This is a genomic window from Paenibacillus rhizophilus (genome assembly GCF_003854965.1).
In the GTDB taxonomy this organism is placed as follows: Bacteria; Bacillota; Bacilli; order Paenibacillales; family Paenibacillaceae; genus Paenibacillus_AQ; species Paenibacillus_AQ rhizophilus.
Genome location: NZ_RQPI01000019.1, coordinates 21,846 through 42,098, shown reverse-complemented (window position 1 = coordinate 42,098; position 20,253 = coordinate 21,846). Strand labels below are relative to the sequence as shown.

15 protein-coding genes and 1 riboswitch are annotated in these 20,253 nt (G+C 53.9%); of the genes, 7 read left to right on the top strand and 8 right to left on the bottom strand.

Annotated features, from left to right (window positions below; all coding sequences use genetic code 11):
• Positions 1 to 16: 16 nt before the first annotated feature.
• Positions 17 to 325, bottom strand: coding sequence for an MTH1187 family thiamine-binding protein (locus tag EH198_RS21845; RefSeq protein WP_124697640.1), 309 nt, complete (start codon positions 323 to 325; stop codon positions 17 to 19).
• 326 nt (positions 326 to 651) lie between these two features.
• Positions 652 to 885, top strand: a riboswitch (cobalamin riboswitch).
• A 207-nt stretch (positions 886 to 1,092) separates the two neighbouring features.
• Between EH198_RS21845 and EH198_RS21840 the strand changes: the two genes are divergently transcribed.
• The 4 genes from EH198_RS21840 (at position 1,093) to EH198_RS21825 (ending at position 7,814) form a co-directional block, all read left to right on the top strand.
• On the top strand, positions 1,093 to 3,078 hold the full coding sequence (locus EH198_RS21840; RefSeq protein ID WP_124697639.1) for an anaerobic ribonucleoside triphosphate reductase: 1,986 nt from the start codon (positions 1,093 to 1,095) through the stop codon (positions 3,076 to 3,078).
• Positions 3,075 to 3,590, top strand: coding sequence for an anaerobic ribonucleoside-triphosphate reductase activating protein (gene nrdG, locus EH198_RS21835; RefSeq protein ID WP_124697638.1), 516 nt, complete (start codon positions 3,075 to 3,077; stop codon positions 3,588 to 3,590). The genes EH198_RS21840 and nrdG overlap by 4 nt, the downstream gene beginning before the upstream one ends.
• Positions 3,591 to 4,335: 745 nt before the next feature.
• Positions 4,336 to 6,669, top strand: a complete 2,334-nt coding sequence (locus EH198_RS21830; protein ID WP_124697637.1) for a ribonucleoside-diphosphate reductase subunit alpha — start codon at positions 4,336 to 4,338, stop codon at positions 6,667 to 6,669.
• 113 nt (positions 6,670 to 6,782) lie between these two features.
• The gene (locus EH198_RS21825; RefSeq protein WP_124697636.1) at positions 6,783 to 7,814 is read left to right on the top strand and encodes a ribonucleotide-diphosphate reductase subunit beta; all 1,032 of its coding nucleotides are present in this window, start codon (positions 6,783 to 6,785) and stop codon (positions 7,812 to 7,814) included.
• An 88-nt stretch (positions 7,815 to 7,902) separates the two neighbouring features.
• On the opposite strand, the gene EH198_RS21820 is transcribed toward EH198_RS21825, so the two are convergent.
• Genes EH198_RS21820 through EH198_RS21810 form a run of 3 tightly spaced genes read right to left on the bottom strand, consistent with a single transcriptional unit; the run spans position 7,903 to position 11,905 of the window.
• Positions 7,903 to 9,225: a sensor histidine kinase gene (locus tag EH198_RS21820; protein WP_185703016.1), complete on the bottom strand. Its 1,323-nt coding sequence runs from the start codon at positions 9,223 to 9,225 to the stop codon at positions 7,903 to 7,905.
• The gene (locus EH198_RS21815; RefSeq protein WP_124697634.1) at positions 9,218 to 9,895 is read right to left on the bottom strand and encodes a response regulator transcription factor; all 678 of its coding nucleotides are present in this window, start codon (positions 9,893 to 9,895) and stop codon (positions 9,218 to 9,220) included. The genes EH198_RS21820 and EH198_RS21815 overlap by 8 nt, the downstream gene beginning before the upstream one ends.
• Positions 9,896 to 9,940: 45 nt before the next feature.
• Positions 9,941 to 11,905 carry an ABC transporter ATP-binding protein/permease gene (locus tag EH198_RS21810; protein WP_124697633.1) on the bottom strand — a complete coding sequence of 655 codons (1,965 nt, stop codon included), beginning with the start codon at positions 11,903 to 11,905 and terminating at the stop codon, positions 9,941 to 9,943.
• Between the two features lie 189 nt (positions 11,906 to 12,094).
• On the opposite strand from EH198_RS21810, the gene EH198_RS21805 reads away from it, so the two are divergent.
• The gene (locus EH198_RS21805) at positions 12,095 to 12,616 is read left to right on the top strand and encodes a hypothetical protein (protein WP_124697632.1); all 522 of its coding nucleotides are present in this window, start codon (positions 12,095 to 12,097) and stop codon (positions 12,614 to 12,616) included.
• A gap of 134 nt (positions 12,617 to 12,750) precedes the next feature.
• On the opposite strand, the gene EH198_RS21800 is transcribed toward EH198_RS21805, so the two are convergent.
• Positions 12,751 to 14,895: a methyl-accepting chemotaxis protein gene (locus tag EH198_RS21800; RefSeq protein ID WP_124697631.1), complete on the bottom strand. Its 2,145-nt coding sequence runs from the start codon at positions 14,893 to 14,895 to the stop codon at positions 12,751 to 12,753.
• 197 nt (positions 14,896 to 15,092) lie between these two features.
• Positions 15,093 to 15,647, bottom strand: a complete 555-nt coding sequence (gene ssuE / locus EH198_RS21795; protein ID WP_124697630.1) for an NADPH-dependent FMN reductase — start codon at positions 15,645 to 15,647, stop codon at positions 15,093 to 15,095.
• A gap of 373 nt (positions 15,648 to 16,020) precedes the next feature.
• On the opposite strand from ssuE, the gene serS reads away from it, so the two are divergent.
• Entirely contained in the window at positions 16,021 to 17,313 is a 1,293-nt protein-coding gene (serS, locus tag EH198_RS21790; RefSeq protein WP_124697629.1) for a serine--tRNA ligase, read from the top strand.
• Between the two features lie 188 nt (positions 17,314 to 17,501).
• Here the strand turns inward: serS and EH198_RS21785 are convergent, their stop codons facing one another.
• The gene (locus tag EH198_RS21785; RefSeq protein WP_124697628.1) at positions 17,502 to 18,302 is read right to left on the bottom strand and encodes an AAC(3) family N-acetyltransferase; all 801 of its coding nucleotides are present in this window, start codon (positions 18,300 to 18,302) and stop codon (positions 17,502 to 17,504) included.
• A gap of 53 nt (positions 18,303 to 18,355) precedes the next feature.
• Positions 18,356 to 18,925, bottom strand: a complete 570-nt coding sequence (locus EH198_RS21780; protein WP_246014499.1) for a hypothetical protein — start codon at positions 18,923 to 18,925, stop codon at positions 18,356 to 18,358.
• A 307-nt stretch (positions 18,926 to 19,232) separates the two neighbouring features.
• Between EH198_RS21780 and EH198_RS25230 the strand changes: the two genes are divergently transcribed.
• Positions 19,233 to 20,159, top strand: a complete 927-nt coding sequence (locus EH198_RS25230; RefSeq protein WP_246014498.1) for an HNH endonuclease — start codon at positions 19,233 to 19,235, stop codon at positions 20,157 to 20,159.
• Positions 20,160 to 20,253: the final 94 nt, after the last annotated feature.

The following is a 20,253-nucleotide window of genomic DNA, read 5'->3' as shown; positions in this document are numbered from 1 at the left end:
GGCAGTCTGTCTGCTCCTACTCTTCGTGCAGCTTGCGCTCCACCGACTCCAGCTTCTGCTTGCTGCTGGCCTCTTTGTCGCGCCGGTCGTCGATTTTGAGCGCAGTGGACACGCGCTGGGCGCCAGCCGCAAACGGCGATTCGTGCAGGACTTCGACCGCAGCCAGAATGCGCGGCAGCGGGCCTTCAATAATAGTGCCCATGGATGTAAGCTCAAAGGTTATGCCCTCCACGCTCTCCAGCGCGCGCTGCATCCCGGCGACATAACTGCTGAGACTGGTGCTGCCGGTTCCGATCGGAATTACGGTGATTTCGGCGATAGCCATTTGAATAACCTCCCTCTCCACGCTGCATTGAGGAAACATCCCTATACAGCTTTCCTATATTGTAGCAATTGGGGAGCCTGGCTACAAATCGTCCTCTCTCATTCGTACATAGCCGGAAGGCCTATCAGGATTGTTTGTGGCGAAATCACAGCAAATCCGGATTCAAACGATGCCATATCCCCTCTCGTTTTTGACTCTTGAAGGGTCAGTTTGTGGATGAATTTGTGGATTACCTGTGGACGGTTTGTGGATGTTCTGTGGATATCAAAAACTCAAAAAATATGTTTACAGATACAACATATTGGGTTATCTTAAATAAACGACAACAAAATATAGTGGAATCAGGTGCTTGACTCTCTAATGGGAAGTCATAGCTTAATAGGGAAGCGCGGTGCGAATCCGCTGCGGTCCCGCCACTGTAACCGGATGCCCCTCCTCAGGCGAGGACGCGGGCGGCATCTTCCGGCACAAGGCCACTGAGAGCGCAAGGAATCGGCTCCCGGGAAGGCGCCGGAAGAACAGACGGAAGCCAGGAAACCTGCCTGTTTCCAGCGACACCATTCATAAGAGCGCCTGCGAGGAACAGGAGGGGTGTCCGCTATGTAAGTTTTTGATATGACCGGGCTTTGTTTGGACGGGCCTGGCGAACATAGTGGCATTTCCTGCGTTCTTGGGCGGGAAATGCCTTTTTGGAATGCAAGTTTTTTTTGAACACAAGGATAATCAGAGTTTTAGGACAGGGACGTTATGGAGAGGAGAGCTGCACAATGACGCTGCTGGAGAAACGGCAAACAAGCGGCCAAAGCGCAAACGAAGTTCTGTTGGAGGAAGTTATCGGTCTGGGGCGCGATATTATCGACAGCCGGGACATGGATCTGCTGAGGGAGAATGCCAATCTGAACGGGGAAAGCTTCTCCGGCAAGATGAGCAAATTCGGCAGCGAGTATTCCAAATGGTATGCCCGCAGCTTCACGATGCCGCCCCAGCTTGTGCAGGCGATCAAGGAGAACGTCGTATACGTGCATGATCTGGACCAATACGCCATCGGAACGACGAACTGCATTTTTATCCCGTTTGACAAGCTGCTCCGGCAGGGCTTCAACACCGGCAACGGCAGCGTGCGGCCTCCGAACTCCATTATGACGGCCATGGCGCTTACGGCCATTATTTTTCAATCCCAGCAAAACTCTCAATACGGCGGCGTATCGGGAAGCAAGCTCGATCACGATCTCGCCCCTTATGTGGCCAAATCCTTCGCCAAGCTGTTCCGCAAGGGCCTGGATTATTTTGAAGAAGGACAAGCCGGCGAGGACCTCGGGGAAATCACAATGAGCCGGACCGATCTGAAGGAACGGTATCCGAAGACCTTCCGCTACGCGCTGAAGGAGACGCAGAGCGAAACGCTTCAAGCATCCGAGAGTCTGATACATAACCTGAACACGATGTCCTCCAGAGCGGGGGGACAAATTCCTTTTACCAGCATCAATTACGGCACCTGCACCTCGCCCGAGGGACAGCTTGTTATCGACTCCCTGCTGACGGCTACGATGAATGGACTGGGCAGCGGAGAAACGCCGGTGTTCCCAATTCAGATCTTTAAATGTAAAAAAGGCGTGAACCAGCAGCCGGGCGAACCCAACTACGCGCTGTTCCTGAAGGCGGCGGAATGCTCGGCGCGGCGGCTGTACCCGAATTTTGCGAATCTGGACGCCCCGCTGAATCTGATGTACTACGATCCGGCGAACCCGGATACCGAATTCGCAACGATGGGCTGCCGCACCCGGGTGCTCGGCGACCGCTTCGGACGCAATTATTGCTCCGGCAAAGGCAATCTGTCTTTCAATACATTGAACCTTGTCCGGCTTGGCATCCAATATGGAACCGCAACGGGTCTGCGGCAAGCGGCGGATGAGGAAGGCTTTTACGATGATCTGGATCATTATATGGAAATCGCTCTGGAAGGTCTTCTCCACCGCTTCCGCATCCAGGCGGCGCAAAAGGCCAAAGCGTCCGACTTCATGATGCGCGAAGGCGTTTGGGAAGGCGGCGAACTGCTGGAACCCGAGGACCGGGTGAGTGAACTGCTGAAGCACGGCAGCCTGTCGCTCGGATTCATTGGCATGGCCGAATGCATGAAGGCGATGTACGGCAAGCATCACGCCGAGGACACGGAGGTGTACGGAAAAGCGCTCGCCATCGTGCGGCATATGCGTGAGTTCTGCGACCGCAAAAGCGACGAGCTGGAACTGAACATTTCCCTCTTCGCCACTCCGGCGGAAGGGCTGTCCGGCAAATTCACCAAGATCGACCGCAAGGAATTCGGCGAAATCGAAGGCGTCACCGACCGCGAGTATTATACGAACTCGTTCCACGTTCCGGTCTACTATCCGACGGGGGCAGCGAACAAGATCAAGCTAGAAGCAGCGTTCCACGATTACTGCAACGCCGGCGCGATCTCCTATGTGGAGCTGGACGGCAATGCGCGCAGCAACCCGGCGGCTTTTGTCCAAATCATCCGTTACGCCCTGGAGCAAAATATCAGCTATTTCAGCATCAACCATCCCGTCGACCGGTGCTCCGGCTGCGGCTATGAGGGCGTGATCGGCGCGACCTGCCCTTCCTGCGGCGCTCATGAAGAGCATGTGCATATCCGCCGTCTGCGCCGGGTTACAGGCTACCTGACCGGGGATTACCAGACCCGCTTCAACGCGGCCAAGCAGGCCGAGGTCAGGGACCGGGTCAAGCATCTATGAATATTGGCGGCTACTACCCGGAGTCCATTAACGAAGGCGACGGTCTGCGGGCAGTTGTCTTCGTCAGCGGCTGCCGTCACCGCTGCCCCGGCTGCTTCAATCCCGAAACCTGGAATTTCGGGTATGGCGAACCCTTCACACCGGGACGCAGGCGGCAGATCATCGGCGAAATGGCCGCCAATCCGCTGCTTAGCGGTCTGACGCTGGCGGGCGGTGACCCTTTTTTCTCCGCGGAGGAAGTTGCGGAATTCATCTATGAAGTGCGCGGAACACTGCCGGAGTTCCCGGTCTGGATCTACACCGGCTACACTTACGAAGAGCTGGCGGCCATGCCGGGATCGCCCGAGTGGAAGCTGCTGTCGCTGTGCCAGGTGCTGATTGACGGGCGCTTCGAGGAGGCCCTGAAGGACACCACCCTCCGTTTCCGCGGCAGCTCCAACCAGCGGATTATCGATATTCAGGCCAGCCTGGCCGGCGCAGAGGCCGTGCTGTGGCAGACGGTAAGGCTGTAAGCCGCCGCACGGAGCGGATCGGCGAGAGCTCCCGGCGGGTCGGTGGTAGGGGGTTGGGACAGGGACAAGCGGTTGGGCCGGGGCACAAGATCGAGCCGAGCCCTATAATGGGCCGGGACCCTGGGTTGGCGCCGGCCAGGGCGTTGGAGCAGTCCTGCGTTAGAGCTTAGTTCCAATGTTGGGCTGAAGTAGAGCGGTCCCGCCAAACCGGATTGAACGTTGCTTAAACCTCTTCTCTATCAACTAGCGGGATTTTCTCTCGTTAATTATCATCATAAAGTCGTCTTAAGGATACTTAGGCGGAAATACTCCCGCTAATTTGCCCGTTTCTCTCTCCTATTCGCCGCAAACGGTAAATTATATGGAAGATTTCCAGTTAAACTTAATACAGCGCTCGTCCAGAACTATTTAACTGGAGAAATTCCAGTTAATAAGCCCGGACCGGGCCCCTCCATGCGCTTATATATATCAATTTTTGATATTGAAAATTAAATATACACCTCGGGGCTATTCCGTTGGAATAAGCCAATCCATCGGCTTCAGCTCAGATTAGGATTTTGCCGACTTAGGTCCTGCTACCTCAAGCTCTGCTGACCCAAGCTCCGAGGATTCAGCTTAAAATACAAGCTCTGCATACTTAAGATACAAGACTCAAGTTCTGCAGACCCAAGCAATATAAATATTCATTCATGCCCTATAACCTTCATCCCATAAAAATTTTATGCCGTGAAAGGAAGCGATCCGAATGCCCCAACTCGTAGTGAAACCCGACAACCGCCAGCTTGCCTTTGATGAAATACGTCTTTCCGTTTATGCCGACCGGGTCTTAAACGGTCTGGACAACCTGAGCAAGGAGAGTCTGCTGCGCGGCGTGAATACCAAGCTGCGCCGGGACGAAGTCAGCGGCGAGGAGATCAGCAGCGCTTTTACTATGAGCGCTCTGGAGCTGGTGTCCAAGGAAGAACCGGACTGGAAATTTGCTGCCGCCCGCTCTCTGCTGACCTCCCTTTACAAAAAAGCGGCGGTAAACCGCCGCTACAAAGCGTACCCGGACGAGCCATACGGCGCGCTGTATCCGCTGATTGAGGGTCTCGTCAAAAAAGGCGTGTACCGCGAGGAACTGCTGACCGCCTACACGAAAAGTCAAATCGAAGAGCTGGGAGCCTGCATCGACCCTTCGCGCGACCTGCTGTTCGATTACATCGGGCTGCTCACGCTGTCCGACCGCTATCTCGCCCGCGATTTCGACGGGCGTGTCATGGAGCTTCCGCAGGAGCGCTACATGATTATCGCCATGTATCTGATGCATCAGGAGCCTGCGGAGAAGCGCCTGGAGCTCGCGAAGGAAGCCTACTGGGCGATGAGCAACATCTATATGACAGCTGCTACCCCGACGATGTCCAATGCAGGTAAAAAAGTCGCGGGCCAGCTGTCCAGCTGCTTCATCGACACGGTCGACGACTCGCTGGAAGGCATCTTCGACTCCAATACGGATGTGGCGCGCCTCAGCAAAATGGGCGGCGGCATCGGCGTCTACCTCGGCAAGGTGCGCGCCCGCGGCTCCGACATCCGCGGCCACAAGAACACCAGCTCCGGCGTCATCCCTTGGATTCGCCAGCTGAACAACACCGCCGTCAGCGTCGACCAGCTCGGCACCCGCAAGGGCGCCATCGCCGTCTATCTCGACGTGTTCCATAAAGACATTCTTGCCTTCCTGGATCTTAAGCTCAACAATGGTGACGAGCGCATGCGCGCCCATGACGTCTTCCACGGCGTCTGCCTGCCCGACCTGTTCATGGAAGCCGTGGACGCGCGGGGGCAGTGGAGTCTGTTCTGCCCGCATGAAGTGAAGAAGGTCATGGGCTGGAAGGACGAAGACGGCCGCGCCCTTGGCCTGGAAGACTTCTACGACGAGGAGTTCGGCCAAGGGACCTTCCGCGAGAAATATGCCGAAGCGTCCGCCCATCCGGAGCTGACCCGCATCACCGTTCCGGCCATCGACATTATGAAACGGATCATGAAATCGCAGCTAGAGACTGGAACGCCGTACATGTTCTACCGCGACACCGTTAACCGCGCCAATCCGAACCGCCATAAGGGCATGGTCTTCTCCTCCAATCTGTGTACGGAAATTATGCAGAATCAATCCGCGACTGTAGTCGAGCAGGAGGAGCTTGTAACCAAGGACGGCCAGACCCGGATCGTCGTTTCCAAAATTCCCGGCGACTTCGTCGTCTGCAACCTGAACTCCATCCATCTCGCCCGCGCCGTTCCGGCCGGAGTGCTGGAGCGCCTTATTCCGATTCAGGTTCGCATGCTGGACAACGTCATCGACATTAACAATATCGAAGTGCTCCAGGCACAGTATACGAACAGCCAGTACCGCGCCGTCGGCCTCGGCACTTTCGGCCTGCATCATCTGCTCGCGCTGGAAGGCATCCGCTGGGAGTCCGAGGAAGCCGTGGAGTACAACGACCATCTGTACGAGCATATCAACTATCTGCTCGTCCGTTCCAGCATGGAGCTGGCCCGCGAGAAGGGCCGCTATCCGAAGTTCGCCGGCTCCGACTGGGAGACGGGCGCGTACTTCGAATTACGCGGCTACATCAGCGGCGAGCGCGAAGGCAAATTCGTCACGGCCGAGCAGTGGCGTGCTCTGAAGGAAGAGGTTGCGCGGGACGGCGTCCGCAACGCGTGGATGTTCGCGATCGCGCCGAACGGCTCGACATCGATCATCGCCGGCTCGACGGCCAGCATCGACCCGCTCTATGACCTTCTCTCTTACGAGGAGAAGACGACATACAAAATCGCCAACCCGGCTCCCGACCTGTCCGAGAAGACGATTTGGTACTACAAAACGGCGTTCCTGATCGATCAGAACTGGTCGATCCGCATGGCCTCCGCCCGCCAGCGCCATGTCGACCAGGGCCAAAGCTTCAACCTGTACGTGCGTCCGGACATCAAGGCGACCGAGTTCCTGGATCTGCATCTGAACGCCTGGAAGGGCGGACTGAAATCGACCTATTACGTGCGCAGCCGCGCGCTTACGATCGAAGAATGCGAGTCCTGCGCAAGCTGATCCGCTACTTCGTTTGTCATTGATTTGCTTGCCAAAGATATGGGTGTGAAGCAACTTGCGGCCATCACCTGATATCCGATCATTTTGCTCAAGAGAACAGAGGAGTGACCATCATGCAGCTGCAAAACATATTCAACACCGAGGCCCCCAACCAATCCACCCGCATCATCGAAGGCGAATGCTCCGGCATTCTAAACTGGAACGATATCCGCATGCCGCATATGTACAAGCTGTACAAGGTGCTGCTGCTGAATCACTGGATCGCCGATGAAATTCCGATGTCCAAGGACGCCCAGCAGTTTCCGCTTCTGGAAGAGGAAGAACGGCGCGTGTTCAAGATCAACATCTCCCTGCTCGCCGTGCTCGATTCGATGCAGACGATGTTCGTCGGCGACGTGAAGCGGTATTTTACCGACTCCTCCCTGGAAGCCATCTCAGCGATTATCGGACAGCAGGAGGTCGTGCACAACCAATCCTATTCCTACGTGCTCTCCTCGATCGTTTCCGACCGTGAGCAGAAGGAAATTTTCGAATACTGGAAGCATGATCCCGTCCTGCTGGAACGCAACCGGTTCATCTCGGAGATTTACCAGGAGTTCCGCGACAACCCGTCGAGACAGAGCTTTTTCCAGGCGCTGGTGGCAGATCTCATTCTGGAGGGGATTTTCTTCTACAGCACCTTCGCCTTCTTCTACAACCTGGCCCGTGACCAGAAAATGATGGCGACCAGCCAGATGATCTCCTACATTCAGCGCGACGAGAATCAGCACTGCTATTTCTTCGCCGAAGTGTTCAAGCAGCTGCTGGCGGATTTCCCGGAGCTGGACACCAAGGAAAATATGGATTATGTGTACCGGACGATCGACCGGGCCGTAGAACTGGAAACGAACTGGGCGCACTACACGCTGCAAGAGGTTCGCGGCATCGACCTTGACGAACTGAGCGACTATATCAAATTTATCGCCAACAAGCGCCTCACCCTGATGGGGCTGGACAAAGCCTACGAGGGCGTTGACGTGAACTGCATGCCTTGGATCAAGCCCTTCTCCGACGAGGCGCTGAACGCGACGAAGACCGACTTCTTCGAGGCCAAATCCCGCAACTACGGCAAAGTAGGCGACGACAACGGGTTCGACGATCTGTAACCTGACAGAAAGCAAAAGCTGCCGGCGCTCAAGAAGTTGAGCGGTTCGGCAGCTTTTGTTCAATGACCCGTATTTCGCAAGTGAAGCTCTACAAAGGGATCGAAACCGTAAAACAGGTTTCCTTCCCTTCTTCACTTTTGACCTCTATTTTATAACCATGAAGTCCGATGATTTTCTTCACGATGGACAGACCCAATCCATTTCCGCCCTTTGAACGGGTTCTGGCTTTATCCACTCTATAAAATCTTTCAAATATAAAGGGAAGATCCCGCTCCGGTATGCCTTTGCCTGTATTTTTAATATGAATATTGACACTCCCGAGAGCCTTATCCATCCATACTTCAATCCGGCTGTTCACATCCGAGTATTTAATCGCGTTCGCAATCAGATTTTGCCACACCTGCTCTAGCAAATCCCGGTCCGCTGTGACACTGCAAATGTGCAGATCCAGCTCCACATCGAGTTTCTTCTCAGTCCATAAAGGTTCGGACACCAGAATAACTCTGCGCAGCTGTTCGTCCAATCGGTAGGTTACAGGATGAAAGGGATGGTGCTCCGAATCCAGTGAAGCAAGACGGAGCAGATTTTCGCTTAATCTCGAAAGGCGGAGAGTCTCCTCATAAATAATATCCAGATGCTCTTTTTGTTGTTCCGCCGGAATGACTCCGTCTCTCATCGCCCGGGTAAATCCCCGGATTGAAGTCAGGGGGCTCTGGATTTCATGGGATACGTTGATGACGAAATCTTCACGTATTTTATCGATATTCTGAAGCTCGCTCGCCATATTATTAAAGCTGTCCATCAACGTTCCGATCTCGTCCTTCCTTCGGTGCGCAAGACGAAAGGCCAAGTTTCCTTTTGCCATCTCCCGCGCCGCGCCCGTCAACCGGCTTACCGGTCCAACCAAGTAACGCGAGGTCAACAAAATGAGCAAAATTCCGATAAGCAGCACACTAACGAGGCCAATGAGCAATATTCTAAGCATACTCTCCAAAAACTGGCTGAAGTCCACCTTAAGAATCATGGAATGTCCGGCTCCATCGATATCCGGCACACCGATAAAACGGACCGGACCTTCCTTCGTATTCAAAAATACAGGCTTCGTCAATCCCTCTTCAAAAAGCGGAGACGCCTCCTCGGCGCTCAATGAAAAGGGCAGATTGCCGCGTTCCTCCACGACGTTAGCCTGTACATGATAATGGGATAAAATATCCGGCAACCGGTCGCGGTATTCCGGCGCGGTTATCTTCCAGAGAGAAGCGGCATCCTCCGCTATCTTCAGGAAAGGCTGTTCAACAGCTACTTCCCTCATTGAAAACAACCGGCTGATCGCGAACGCAATAAACAAGCTGATGAACACGATGACAACAAAAATGGCAATAATTTGGACCCGCAGGCTCTTTCTAAACATCTGCCGCAAGCTCCAATCGGTATCCAAGCCCTCTGACCGTACTAATGAGCACAGAAGGGAAAGTCTCCATCTGCTGGCGCAAACGTTTGATATGGACATCAACCGTTCGTTCATCCCCTTCGTAATCCATCCCCCACAAACTTTCGATGAGCTGTGTCCGGGTAAAAATGCGTCCGGGTGAGCTTGCCAGCATAAATAACAGCTCGCATTCTTTCTTTTTCAGCTGTACCGTATTCTCCTCGGAAGCAACCGTTAAGGATTCAAGGTCAATCGTGATTGCATCCAGCTGAATCACCTTGGTTGCGGTCATGTTGTACCGTTTCAGAAGAGATTTCACGCGCAGAACCAGCTCGACCGGATCAAAGGGCTTGACCAAATAATCATCTGTCCCCGCTGTGAATCCTCTGACTTTATCCATCGATTCGCCTTTCGCCGATACGATCAATATCGGAATATCCAAGTAACCGCGTATAGCTTCGGTTAACTCTATTCCGTCGATGCGAGGCATCATTACGTCTACAACCATTAAATCGACTTTGGTATGCGCCACATAATCCAGCGCTTCCTGCCCGTCCTCCGCCTCGATCACATCAAAAGAGCTATTTTCCAAATAGAGCCTAATTAATTTACGGATATGGGGTTCATCATCGACTACCAAAATCTTATTCATTCTTATGTCCCTCCAACCCGGCGGTATCCATCCGATTCCTAAATGCTATTCGTAGCGAAGTGATTCCATAGGGTCCAGCTTGGCCGCTTTGGATGACGGGAGCAGTCCCGCCACGACACTGATCAAGGTGCTGATTCCTATTCCAAAAAGCATATACTGGGGAGTCAATTGAATCAACTCGACACCAAATGCTCGGTTAAGGATCATATTGAGCACAAAGCTGATCAGCACCGATCCCACAACGGCAATTCCGCCGCTCAGCAAGCCAATCAAGGCCGATTCAGAAAAGAAAATACGCTGAATGTCTTTCTTTCGTGCGCCGATTGCCCGTAAAATACCAATCTCTCTTGTACGCTCCACTACGCTTACATACAGAACGATCAGGATCATTATACCGGAAACCAGCAAGGAAATTCCTGCAATAGCGGCGAGCAGCCAGGAGGCCAGATTGATATAGGTTGTCAGCTGCTTCATAAGCTTGGTGGTGGGAGAAGTCACAAATCCGGCGCTCTCGATATCTGATTTGATACGTTCCACGTCATTCACATCTGCGGCATAAGCATTAATCTGCAGCGGATTCAAACTAATATTTTGCTGCTTATAGGCTTCTTCAAGCGTGCTGTAAGCAACATAAGCATCCGCTCCCCCAACCGGCCCCCTGTCCGCCTGCTTATAGATTCCCGAGACGGTAAGTTCTTTTTCCACAATAACGGGCTGATTGCTTGAACTCATTTCGTTCACAAATAATTTGACGGATTTCCCTATGAGGGAGCCGTATGCTTGTTCATTGGTTAAGCGCTGTGCAAAACCGGTTGATAACATTACCTCATTCCCGGATGGAAGGGTTCCCGCTTCGATATTGCTCTCCGTAACCGAGTCCGTAACGGTCTGCAAGGCCGGAAGCGCATAATTTTCACTGCCGTATACCATGTTGGATTTCTCTCTGATGGTCGTTGCTTTCTCTACGCTCTTCACATCTTGAATACCGCTTATCTTCGCCACATCTTCTTCGGTAAACGGATCTCCCGTCAACCGCTCAGCGGGCGGTCCATCGGGCGCCTTAACGTTCTCCCCTGCCGACTTCACTACGTCAATAAGAAGCGGATTCGCGCTGGAATTAATTTGATCGTTGATATAGCCGGTTACGCCATTCCCGAGCGACAGCATCAACAGGACACTGGATATACCGATTGACGCTCCCAAAGCGACGAGCAGATTTCTTTTTGCTTTTAATTGCATATTTCGAATGGCCAGTTTAAAAGAAGCCAGGAAGCTTAAGCTCTTCCCTTTTTTATCCATCGATTTCTTCTCCGAATTATAACGCTCTTTTAGTGCCTGATCTTCCTTTATGCTCCCATCCTCTACCCTCACAATCCGGCTGCCGAAATCGGCCACTCTTTGGGAATGCGTTACTGTAATGATGAGCACGCCCTTTTGCGCGATAGAATCAAGAAGCTCAAGGATTTGTTCACTGGTTTCCTGATCAAGCGCGCCTGTCGGTTCATCCGCCAAAATAATATCCGGATCGTTCGCCAATGCCCGCGCAATGGCAACACGCTGCTTCTGCCCCCCGGACAGCTGATTCGGCCGCTTCTTCACATGCCCCTTCAAGCCCACTTCCTCCAGAATTTCCAGCGCGCGCCGGTTTCTTTCCTTCTCGCTTTTATCCATCATCTGCATCGCAATGGTTACATTTTCAAGCACGGTCAGATGGGGAATCAGGTTGAAGCTCTGAAAAATAAACCCGATTTTATTTTTTCGGTACGCATCGATTTCTTTCTCTTTCATGGATCTCAGCGATTTCCCCTGTACGATCACTTCACCTTCGTAATCCGAATCCATGCCGCCGATAATATTCATGAGCGTCGACTTTCCCGAGCCCGACTCTCCCAGAATGGAAACAAACTCACCGCTGCTAAAACTTACGTTAATGCCGCGAAGAACCGATATTTTTTCCTTTCCGGCAAGTCTGTAAGATTTATTCACTTCTTTAATCTCTAATAATTTCATGTTTCATCCTCCACCAATCTGTTTCTCTTCTGCCTTCATACTACCCGCTCAATATGAACTGAAAATGAACTGGGCGCAGCAATGATAGAATCGATATCCGCCGGCATTTCCTCAAAGAAACCGCTGTTCAGAGAAAAAAAGTATTATACTATTAATAATGACCATATATTCCCAAAGGAGTCTCCAATAATGAATAAAATCTCAATGATCCTTCTTTTTATTTGTTTTATTTTAGCGGGTTGTAACTCTGATACAATCGATACACCTCACTACGAAGGCAAAAGCTTAGTTGTTGGCGTTATAGGAGATGCTCCGAACATAAGAGAAAATAATGTGGTCTTCAAAAAAATAACTTTTAATCAATTAGAGGATCAAAATCTTTCACCTGACTTTGATGCCATTTTCATTATGAAAGAATATCTATCCGAAGCTGCAAATCAAAAATATGCAACAGTATATAAAAATGCAGGTATTCCTTTTTTCTTTATAGAGTCTACGAAATCATATTTCCCTTTTATTAACGAAATGTCTTACGATGATTCTCCTGATTTTGCATCGGATAACTATGCCACAGGCTACTTTCAATTTGGCAAGGAATATCAACATTGGGGTTATGGGTTATACAACGATAAAGCAACTGAAACCAATATTGAGAATGTTTACACTCGAATTTTCACAACAATCGAGTCCATTGAAGTAGCTGTGAAGTAAGGATTTTAATATTGATAAAGCGCTTAAACCGCAGCGTATAAAAATAGCGGCAAATCCCGGTCATTGGGGACTTGCCGCTTTTCCGGTATCCGAGAATAGGAGCGTACCTCATGGAGTGATTGCTTCAGCGGTTTCTACACCCGGAAGCGATTTACAAGTACCTGCATCCCTTCCGCCATATGGGTTACGGCATGGAAGGAGGAAGACATCTCTTCCATTGAAGCCAACTGCTGCTCGGCCGCGGCGGAGACATCCTGGGTTCCGGCGGCCGTGGTATGCGCTACGTCAGAGATGCCTTTAATGGCCTGCACGACATACCCTGTACCGGCGGAGATTTGCTGAGTGGCTGCCGACACTTCCTCGACCTGACTCTTCACCTCATCGACATAATGTTCGATCTCGGTAAATAAGCTGCCCGCCGTATGGACAAGCTCCATGCCAAGATCCACTTCCTTCGTTGCCTCCTGCATGGAATGCGACGCATGACCGATATCGGAGCGAATGGTCTGAATGAGGCCGGCGATCTGTTCAGCGGACCGGGACGACTGCTCGGCCAGATTCTTCACCTCCTCGGCGACTACCGAGAAGCCGCGTCCGTGCTCCCCGGCTCTGGCCGCTTCAATGGCGGCGTTCAGCGATAATAAATGGGTCTGCTGCGACAATTGCGTAATGACCTCATTCATTTGTCCAACTTCCTGAGAAATGGATGACAGCCGGACAATTACCTTTCCTACTCTGTCGACAGAGCCATTGATGGATTTCATCTGCTCAGTGACGGTACGAACCGCATCTCCCCCTTTTGACGATTTGATGGAGGCGGTGGTTGTCGTTTCCGCAACCGATATTGCGCGCTCGGAGATTTCCTGAATTTGTGCAGCGACCTCATGAATGGTATGTACGCTTTCTTCCACCTTAAGCACCTGGAGACCGGCGCCGTCGGCGATTTTCTCGGTAATCCCCGCGATATGCCCGGACGCTTTGGAGGTTTGCTTAGCGCTGGAGGACAACTGTTCGGCAGAGGAGGCCAATTGACTTGAAGACTGGCCGATTTCGGTTAGAACGGACTTGAACGACTCGGCAATATGATTAAAGCTGTCGGCTATAACCTTTAGCTCATCTTTGGTGTCAACGTGAAACCGGGCGGATAAATCCCCGCCGGCCATCCGGGAGGCTGTCTGCCTGATCTCGGTCACTACACGGGTAATCGACCGGTATAGCGCCGTGAACAAATACAGAGAGAGCAGAATCGCCCCTCCTCCGATCAGTTGAGTCCAGAAGACCTGCCGGTTGCCATCCTGGACCTGCCGTTCCAATCTGTCATTGACCCAGTGAATTCGTTCATTCCACTGAGCAAAAGAACTGTCCAGCGCATTCTCCGATAGCTCCAGCCATTCTCCCTGATTCATCGCTACCTTGAGCGGTAGCAGCACGCCGGATTCCACTTTATCGAGCGCAAGCGCAACATTCTCCTGCGTTCCCGCATCCGCGGCTCTCACCGCCTTAAGCGAAGGGTCCTGCCCAGCCGGGCCCGCAGACGGCGAATAAATACTCTTCCATCCATTCTGTACGGAATCCCAATCGGCAGCTATTGTGTTCTTGACGACATCGTCGATGGTAGTCTGCGTTGCCGCAGTCAGCGTATCAACCTGAAACAATCCGAGCTGGAGCAGGAACGAAGGGAACTTGCGGAGTGTCTCCTCTTTAATCAGGAACAGTCCCGGATCGGTCTCCAGCAAGAGTTCCGACTTCAGCCCCAGAAGGTCTATCAGATCGACCGTCTGAGTCAACAGCTGCGTATGTACATCGAGGCTTTCCAGGCGTCTCAAATTAGGGCCTTCTTTTTTAACCGTGTTCCATTGGTCCAGATAGGCCTTCCATTTCTCCTGAAGCGAAGCGTCGCTTGGAAAGGCGGCCAGTTGGGTCTTAAGAGACACCAGCGACCGGTCGATCTCTGCTTCGGCCTTCTTTAGCTCTCCGTTATCCGGTACCCCCGCATAAGTTCCTGCCTGTACGATCGAATGCCGCTCCACCAGCCTCAAAAGTCCTCCCGTTATTTCTACAGCCTTCAGTCCCTCGATCTGGACCTTCGTGACCGCGACCGAGCTTCGGGATTCTACCGCGGATTGCCCGGCCAATACAAGCACCGGAACCAGCACCGCTATCCCGATCAGCGTGAACTTTCCGAGAAAAGACAACCTGTTCAACAAAGCGATTCCCGGCTGCAGTCCAAAAAATCTCCATATGTTCCTCGCTTTACGTGCACCAACCCATGAACTCATGACCTTTCCCCCTACTTCAATCTTTAATGTAAACTATTCCTAGTTAATTACTATGAAATCTAACATGATTATTTTTTTACGTCAATGAAGTAAGTAGTCGGCCACAAAAAATAAAGACACCCCTTTTGGAGTGTCTTTATTAGTAGAATCCAGCGCCGATGTCCGGCATTCATCCGGAGTCCGTCGATTCAAATCGGTTAGTCCTGCGTCTTCCGCGCGGCTTTCAGTTCCGTCTCTTCCGCGAATTCATCCAGCGCAATGTTCAGGCGCAGCTTCAGTTCTTCGGCAATGTCCACCTCGCCCAGATCGTTCCGAACGACCTGGGAATCCACGGCGTATACGCCGCCGAGGATATGGCGCGCGCCCAGCACGGACAGCACCGGCTTCAGCGCGTAGTCGATCGTCAGCAGATGCGCCAGGCTGCCGCCCATGAAGAGCGGAAGCACGATTTTGCCGGCAAGCCCCTTCTGGGGAATGAGATCAAGGAACGTCTTGAGCACCCCTGTATAGGAGGCCTTGTACACCGGACTTACAATGACGAGAGCATCCGCTTCGGCCACAAGACCGTTCGCTTTGACAATCGCTTCGCTCTCAAACTTCGTATGGATCAGATCCTCCGGCGGCAGCTCCGCCACATTGATCCGCTCCACTTCCAATCCTTTGCCTTCAAGCGCATTCTCTGCGTACTCGATCACTGCATTGATGCGCGATACAAGGGACGGCGTCCCGTTAATTACAACAATCTTGGCCACTTTTCCACCTCTTCTGTCTGCTCGGGCGCAGCGGGCCCGAAAATCCGACAATAATGCTTAAATTTTAATTATCGTAACAAAGGGACAATAGCATTGTCAACGCGGGCAGGTCTGCGCTATACTAAACGGCAACATCACATCCCGATCAGGCCCATGACCGGCATCCAACCGCGAGGCGTTTGCGACCGGGGCGGCATTAAGACCGCTCTCTAAGTTCACCGGGTTTCGCCCGTTACCGCGAAGACCAAAGAGGATCGAATGAAAGCTGTTTAAGGCTGGGTTCGGTCAACCTGGGTGGCACCGCGAGCTGACGCTCCTCGTCCCATGGATGAGGGCGTTTTTTGTATTTTTTCACAAAAAGGAGCGAACGGTTATGCTGGACATGGTGTGGATCAGGGAGAATGCGGAGCTTGTCAGACAGACGGCCAAGTGGAAAAAGCTTGATTTTTCGCTTGATGAGCTGCTGGAATGGGACGACCGCCGGCGCGGGCAGCGCCAAGAGACCGAAGAGCTGCGGGCGCAGCGCAATACGCTTACCAAAGAAATTGAAGCGCTGCTGCGGCAGGGGAAACTTGCAGAGGGTGAAGCGGCCAAAGAGCAGGTCAGGGAAATCGGCGGAAGGTTGGCCGATGTGGAATCGCGGCTTGCCGAAGCGGAGAAAAAATGCCGGGAGCTGATGCTGCTGGCCCCGAATCCCGTATCGAAGGATACGCCCGTCGGAGAGAGCGACAAGGACAATGTGGAAGTCCGCCGGTGCGGAGAGCCGCCGGCATTCGGTTTTGCGCCCCGGGATCATGTGGAGCTCGGCGAGTTGCATGATATTCTCGACATTCCGCGCGGCGTCAAGGCGGGCGGGCCCCGCAGCTATACGCTCAAGGGAACCGGAGTGTACCTGCATCTCGCCGTGCAGCGCCTCGCGCTCGACGTGCTGGCTGCAAGGGGATATACGGTCATGGACCTGCCGTCCATTGTCCGTCCGGAGACGCTTGTGCGCACGGGATTCTTCCCCGGCGGGATGGACCAGACGTATGAGCTAAGCGGCGAGAACCGCTGGCTGGCGGGCACCTCGGAGGTGCCGCTCGTCTCGCTGTACAGCGACGAGGTTGTCGAGTTGGCCGAGCCGATGAGGCTGGCCGGGATGTCGCTTTGCTTCCGGCGCGAGGTTGGTTCGGCGGGACGCGACGTGCGCGGGCTGTACCGGGTCCACCAGTTCTCGAAGATTGAACAGGTCGTCCTGTGCGAGAACGGCCCGGAGGTGTCGGAGAATATGCTGCAGGAGATTTTGGCGAACGCGGAGCATATTCTGGAGCTGCTGGAGCTTCCTTACCGCGTGGTAGCGGTCTGCACCGGCGACATGTCGCTGAAGACGCACAAGCAGTACGACATCGAGACCTGGATGCCGGGACGGAACGCCTACGGAGAGACGCACTCGGCGTCAAATCTGCTTGATTTCCAGGCCCGGCGCTCGAATATCCGCTACCGGGACGCGGGCGGCAAGCCGCGATACTGCCACACGCTAAACAACACGGCGGTTGCGACGCCGCGCATCCTTATTCCGCTGCTGGAGAACCACCAGCGGGAAGACGGCTCGATTTATATTCCGCAGGCTTTGCGGAAGTATATGGACGGGCGGGAGGTTATTCCCGCTCCGCAGCCGGCTCTTTAATATGGCGCGGAGACGACCAAGCGCGATTCCCGCCTAATCCCGAATTTGTTCGGAAAAGCTTGGAGCAGAGACGGCCGCGGCCGCGTCAGCCAAACAAGACAAAAGGTCCAACCGGGAACAGTCCGGTTGGACCTTTTGTATGGAAGATGATGATTGTCGGCCATCCCGGCCTTGGCGGCCCGAAACGCCTAACGCCGCTGTTCCATCCACCGTACGGCATAATCGACGATGGCTCGCTGGGACATAAGCTGCGCAGGCGCCGCCGCGACAAAACCATGCCGGATCTGGCCGGTTTCCCATTCAAAGTCCTCGCCGATACTGCCGAAATCATCTGAACTCCATTCCAGATCGGGAAACCGCGCCCATCTTCTGGCCCCGTTCTCGGAGATCGGGGCGCCGGCGGCAATTTCTTTTTTTCCCGGGTAACCGGCACGGTATTCCGCGAGATGTATGGAGGTGTTGTTGAAATGCCCCACACCGAGCAGCAGCACCACGCCGTCCAGATCGTACAGCCGTCCAAGCGGTGATCCGTCGCCAAGACCGTAGGGCAGCTCATGCCCGGCAGTGACCGTATCGGCATGCTTGCCCCAGGCGGCGAAGGAATAGAGCGGGTGCCCGCTGCGCCGTACTCCCGTCTGCTTGCGAAAAGCTTCCGGGATAATGCCCATCCCGCGAGGAAGCGTCAAACCGGGGTCATAGGGCGGCATCTGCTCCCGTATCGAATCCCACCATTCTTGCGGAACCGGGGGATTGCTCCAGCCCGAAGGATCGGTAAGATCGGTCGAATGCGTCGGCATGATGAGCGTTCCGCCTTCGCCCAGCGCTTCTTCAAGCGCCAGAATTACGGCGGCGGGTCCGCCCGCCACCCATTCGCCCAATGATTTGAACGATGAATGCAGCAGCACCGTCATTCCTTCACGCAGGCCAAGGCGCCGGAAATCCTCCGCCAGTGTACGTACCGTAATTAAATTCCCCTTTACTTCCTCCATAAAAAGATCTCCAATCGTATTTATAGCCATCTGCAGACAAGACTATTATAGCTTTATCTTGAAGCCGCCCGCATACTTTGGTCATCCGCCGTATGGAATCCCCGCCCGGGAGGCAGCAGAAAGAAACGCTGCACCGAAGGAAGCAGGGTGACAATCTGAATGAGCAGCCCGAGGCTCATATAAAATACATGTACGAGGCTGACCGCGTTCATAATGTAAGTCTCCACCATGATCCAGATAATCTGGCCGAACCCCACATACAATGACAGCGTCCAAGTGGAATGCAATTCTTTAAAGGGAGTAAGCGCGTCGGCCCATGCCCAGCGCGGTCTTTTCACCATGCCGTACAGCACAAGAAGCGGAAACAATCCGAATACCGCCAGCAGTATAATACCCGGGAATAAAAAGTCGGAAAAAGGCGACCTCTTCAGCACGGTATCCGCCGGCATCCCCATCAGGCTTCCGCTTGGATCGATGATGAGCATCACCCCTCCGGCGATCGCTCCCAGGCCCAAAAAGGCCTGCAGAACATAAAGAAACAGCACAGAGGGCGGCCGTCTTCCTGCGGACGTACTCTCCGCATCCGCGTTTGGCTTCACCGTCTGTTTTACCCGTTGACTCATTCATTTTTCCCCGCTTCCATTCTTGAATTGGGCGGCCCTTCAAACGAGCAGTCATCATCTGCTCTCATTATACCTGAACCTTCAGCTCCGCGATGAGACACGGATTACACCGGGTCAAAAACAATAGAAGCGGCATGAAAAGTGTGATTATCCGTACTTTGCGTTATACTTGTATCATTGGGTCCAATTTAAGGAATTTTATAATTCAAGAATAAGCGCGAAGCTTATACTTTCTTATACTTTCTTATATTTTAATAAACGAGGTGACAGAGGGCGGCGCTCCGGCCGGCCGCTTTCGAGCATGCCTATGCCTTCAGTTGATCAGCATACAACCAAACAATGCGCTTACTGTCTTCAAAATAAACCGCTCTCGGAATTCCGCAGACGCACCGGCAGACGCTCCAAGGCGGAGTCGCGCCGCGGCGCCTGCCGGGAATGCCGGAAGCGCCGCGAGGCCGAATCGGCCCGGAGTGCCTCCCTTCCGGAGACGGCGCAGACAAAGGCTCTGACCCCGGCGCCGTTAACGGTTCGCGCCGCAGCGCCGCCAAAGGCCCGGCCGGCTGGGCCTGCCCGCGCCGCCGCCCCAGCGCCCGGCAGCCCGGCGAAGCCACCCGCGAAGGAGCGGTCCGCACCGGAATCGGCGCCCACGGTGCATACGGTTCCGGCGGCGGGCGGCGCTTCCGCGCCAAGTCCCGCCGGGGAGGTGCCGGCGCACAAGCCCCGGAAGCGCAAGCGTTCCCGGGGAACGGCGGCTCCCGAGCGGAAGCCGCATGCTTCCGCCTCGGAGGGGGCAGCCAAGCCCCGCCCGCGCACAGCGGAACAGGCGGCGTCCCTTCAGCGCCAGCGCGGGCCAAAGCCCGAGCCAGACGACATCTCTGCGCTCATTCCCTCCAGGCAGGGAATGATTCTGATGCGGGGATACAGCGACAAGGGACGGCGCTGGCATCAGGAGATCGATCTCGATCTCGCCGTTACGCTGGTGCGGGAGCAGGCCGCCGTGGTGGTCAACCGCCGGACAATCCGCCGGCTGTACAGCAACAAGGACTTCCGCCGGTATATTTTGACCCGGGACCGCTATACCTGCCATTTCTGCGGCTTATACGGCGATACGATCGATCATCTGCTGCCCCGAGCCAAGGGAGGGCATACGACGCCCATGAACTGTGTCTGCGCCTGCAACCTGTGCAATCAGGCCAAAGCGGACCAATATGTCGACGAATTTATGGGTAATTGAACTTACACAGCAATACAGCCATACAAAAACGCCCCATTCCGGCAAGCCGCAAAATTAACCGACTGCGGCGCGTGCGGAATGGGGCGTTAATAAT

Coding starts and splice junctions, on each gene's coding strand:
- EH198_RS21845 (WP_124697640.1), bottom strand. CDS start 325: ATGGCTATCGCCGAAATCACCGTAATTCCGATCGGAACCGGCAGCACC.
- EH198_RS21840 (WP_124697639.1), top strand. CDS start 1,093: ATGACGCTGCTGGAGAAACGGCAAACAAGCGGCCAAAGCGCAAACGAA.
- nrdG (WP_124697638.1), top strand. CDS start 3,075: ATGAATATTGGCGGCTACTACCCGGAGTCCATTAACGAAGGCGACGGT.
- EH198_RS21830 (WP_124697637.1), top strand. CDS start 4,336: ATGCCCCAACTCGTAGTGAAACCCGACAACCGCCAGCTTGCCTTTGAT.
- EH198_RS21825 (WP_124697636.1), top strand. CDS start 6,783: ATGCAGCTGCAAAACATATTCAACACCGAGGCCCCCAACCAATCCACC.
- EH198_RS21820 (WP_185703016.1), bottom strand. CDS start 9,225: ATGTTTAGAAAGAGCCTGCGGGTCCAAATTATTGCCATTTTTGTTGTC.
- EH198_RS21815 (WP_124697634.1), bottom strand. CDS start 9,895: ATGAATAAGATTTTGGTAGTCGATGATGAACCCCATATCCGTAAATTA.
- EH198_RS21810 (WP_124697633.1), bottom strand. CDS start 11,905: ATGAAATTATTAGAGATTAAAGAAGTGAATAAATCTTACAGACTTGCC.
- EH198_RS21805 (WP_124697632.1), top strand. CDS start 12,095: ATGAATAAAATCTCAATGATCCTTCTTTTTATTTGTTTTATTTTAGCG.
- EH198_RS21800 (WP_124697631.1), bottom strand. CDS start 14,895: ATGAGTTCATGGGTTGGTGCACGTAAAGCGAGGAACATATGGAGATTT.
- serS (WP_124697629.1), top strand. CDS start 16,021: ATGCTGGACATGGTGTGGATCAGGGAGAATGCGGAGCTTGTCAGACAG.
- EH198_RS21785 (WP_124697628.1), bottom strand. CDS start 18,302: ATGGAGGAAGTAAAGGGGAATTTAATTACGGTACGTACACTGGCGGAG.
- EH198_RS21780 (WP_246014499.1), bottom strand. CDS start 18,925: ATGAGTCAACGGGTAAAACAGACGGTGAAGCCAAACGCGGATGCGGAG.
- EH198_RS25230 (WP_246014498.1), top strand. CDS start 19,233: ATGCCTTCAGTTGATCAGCATACAACCAAACAATGCGCTTACTGTCTT.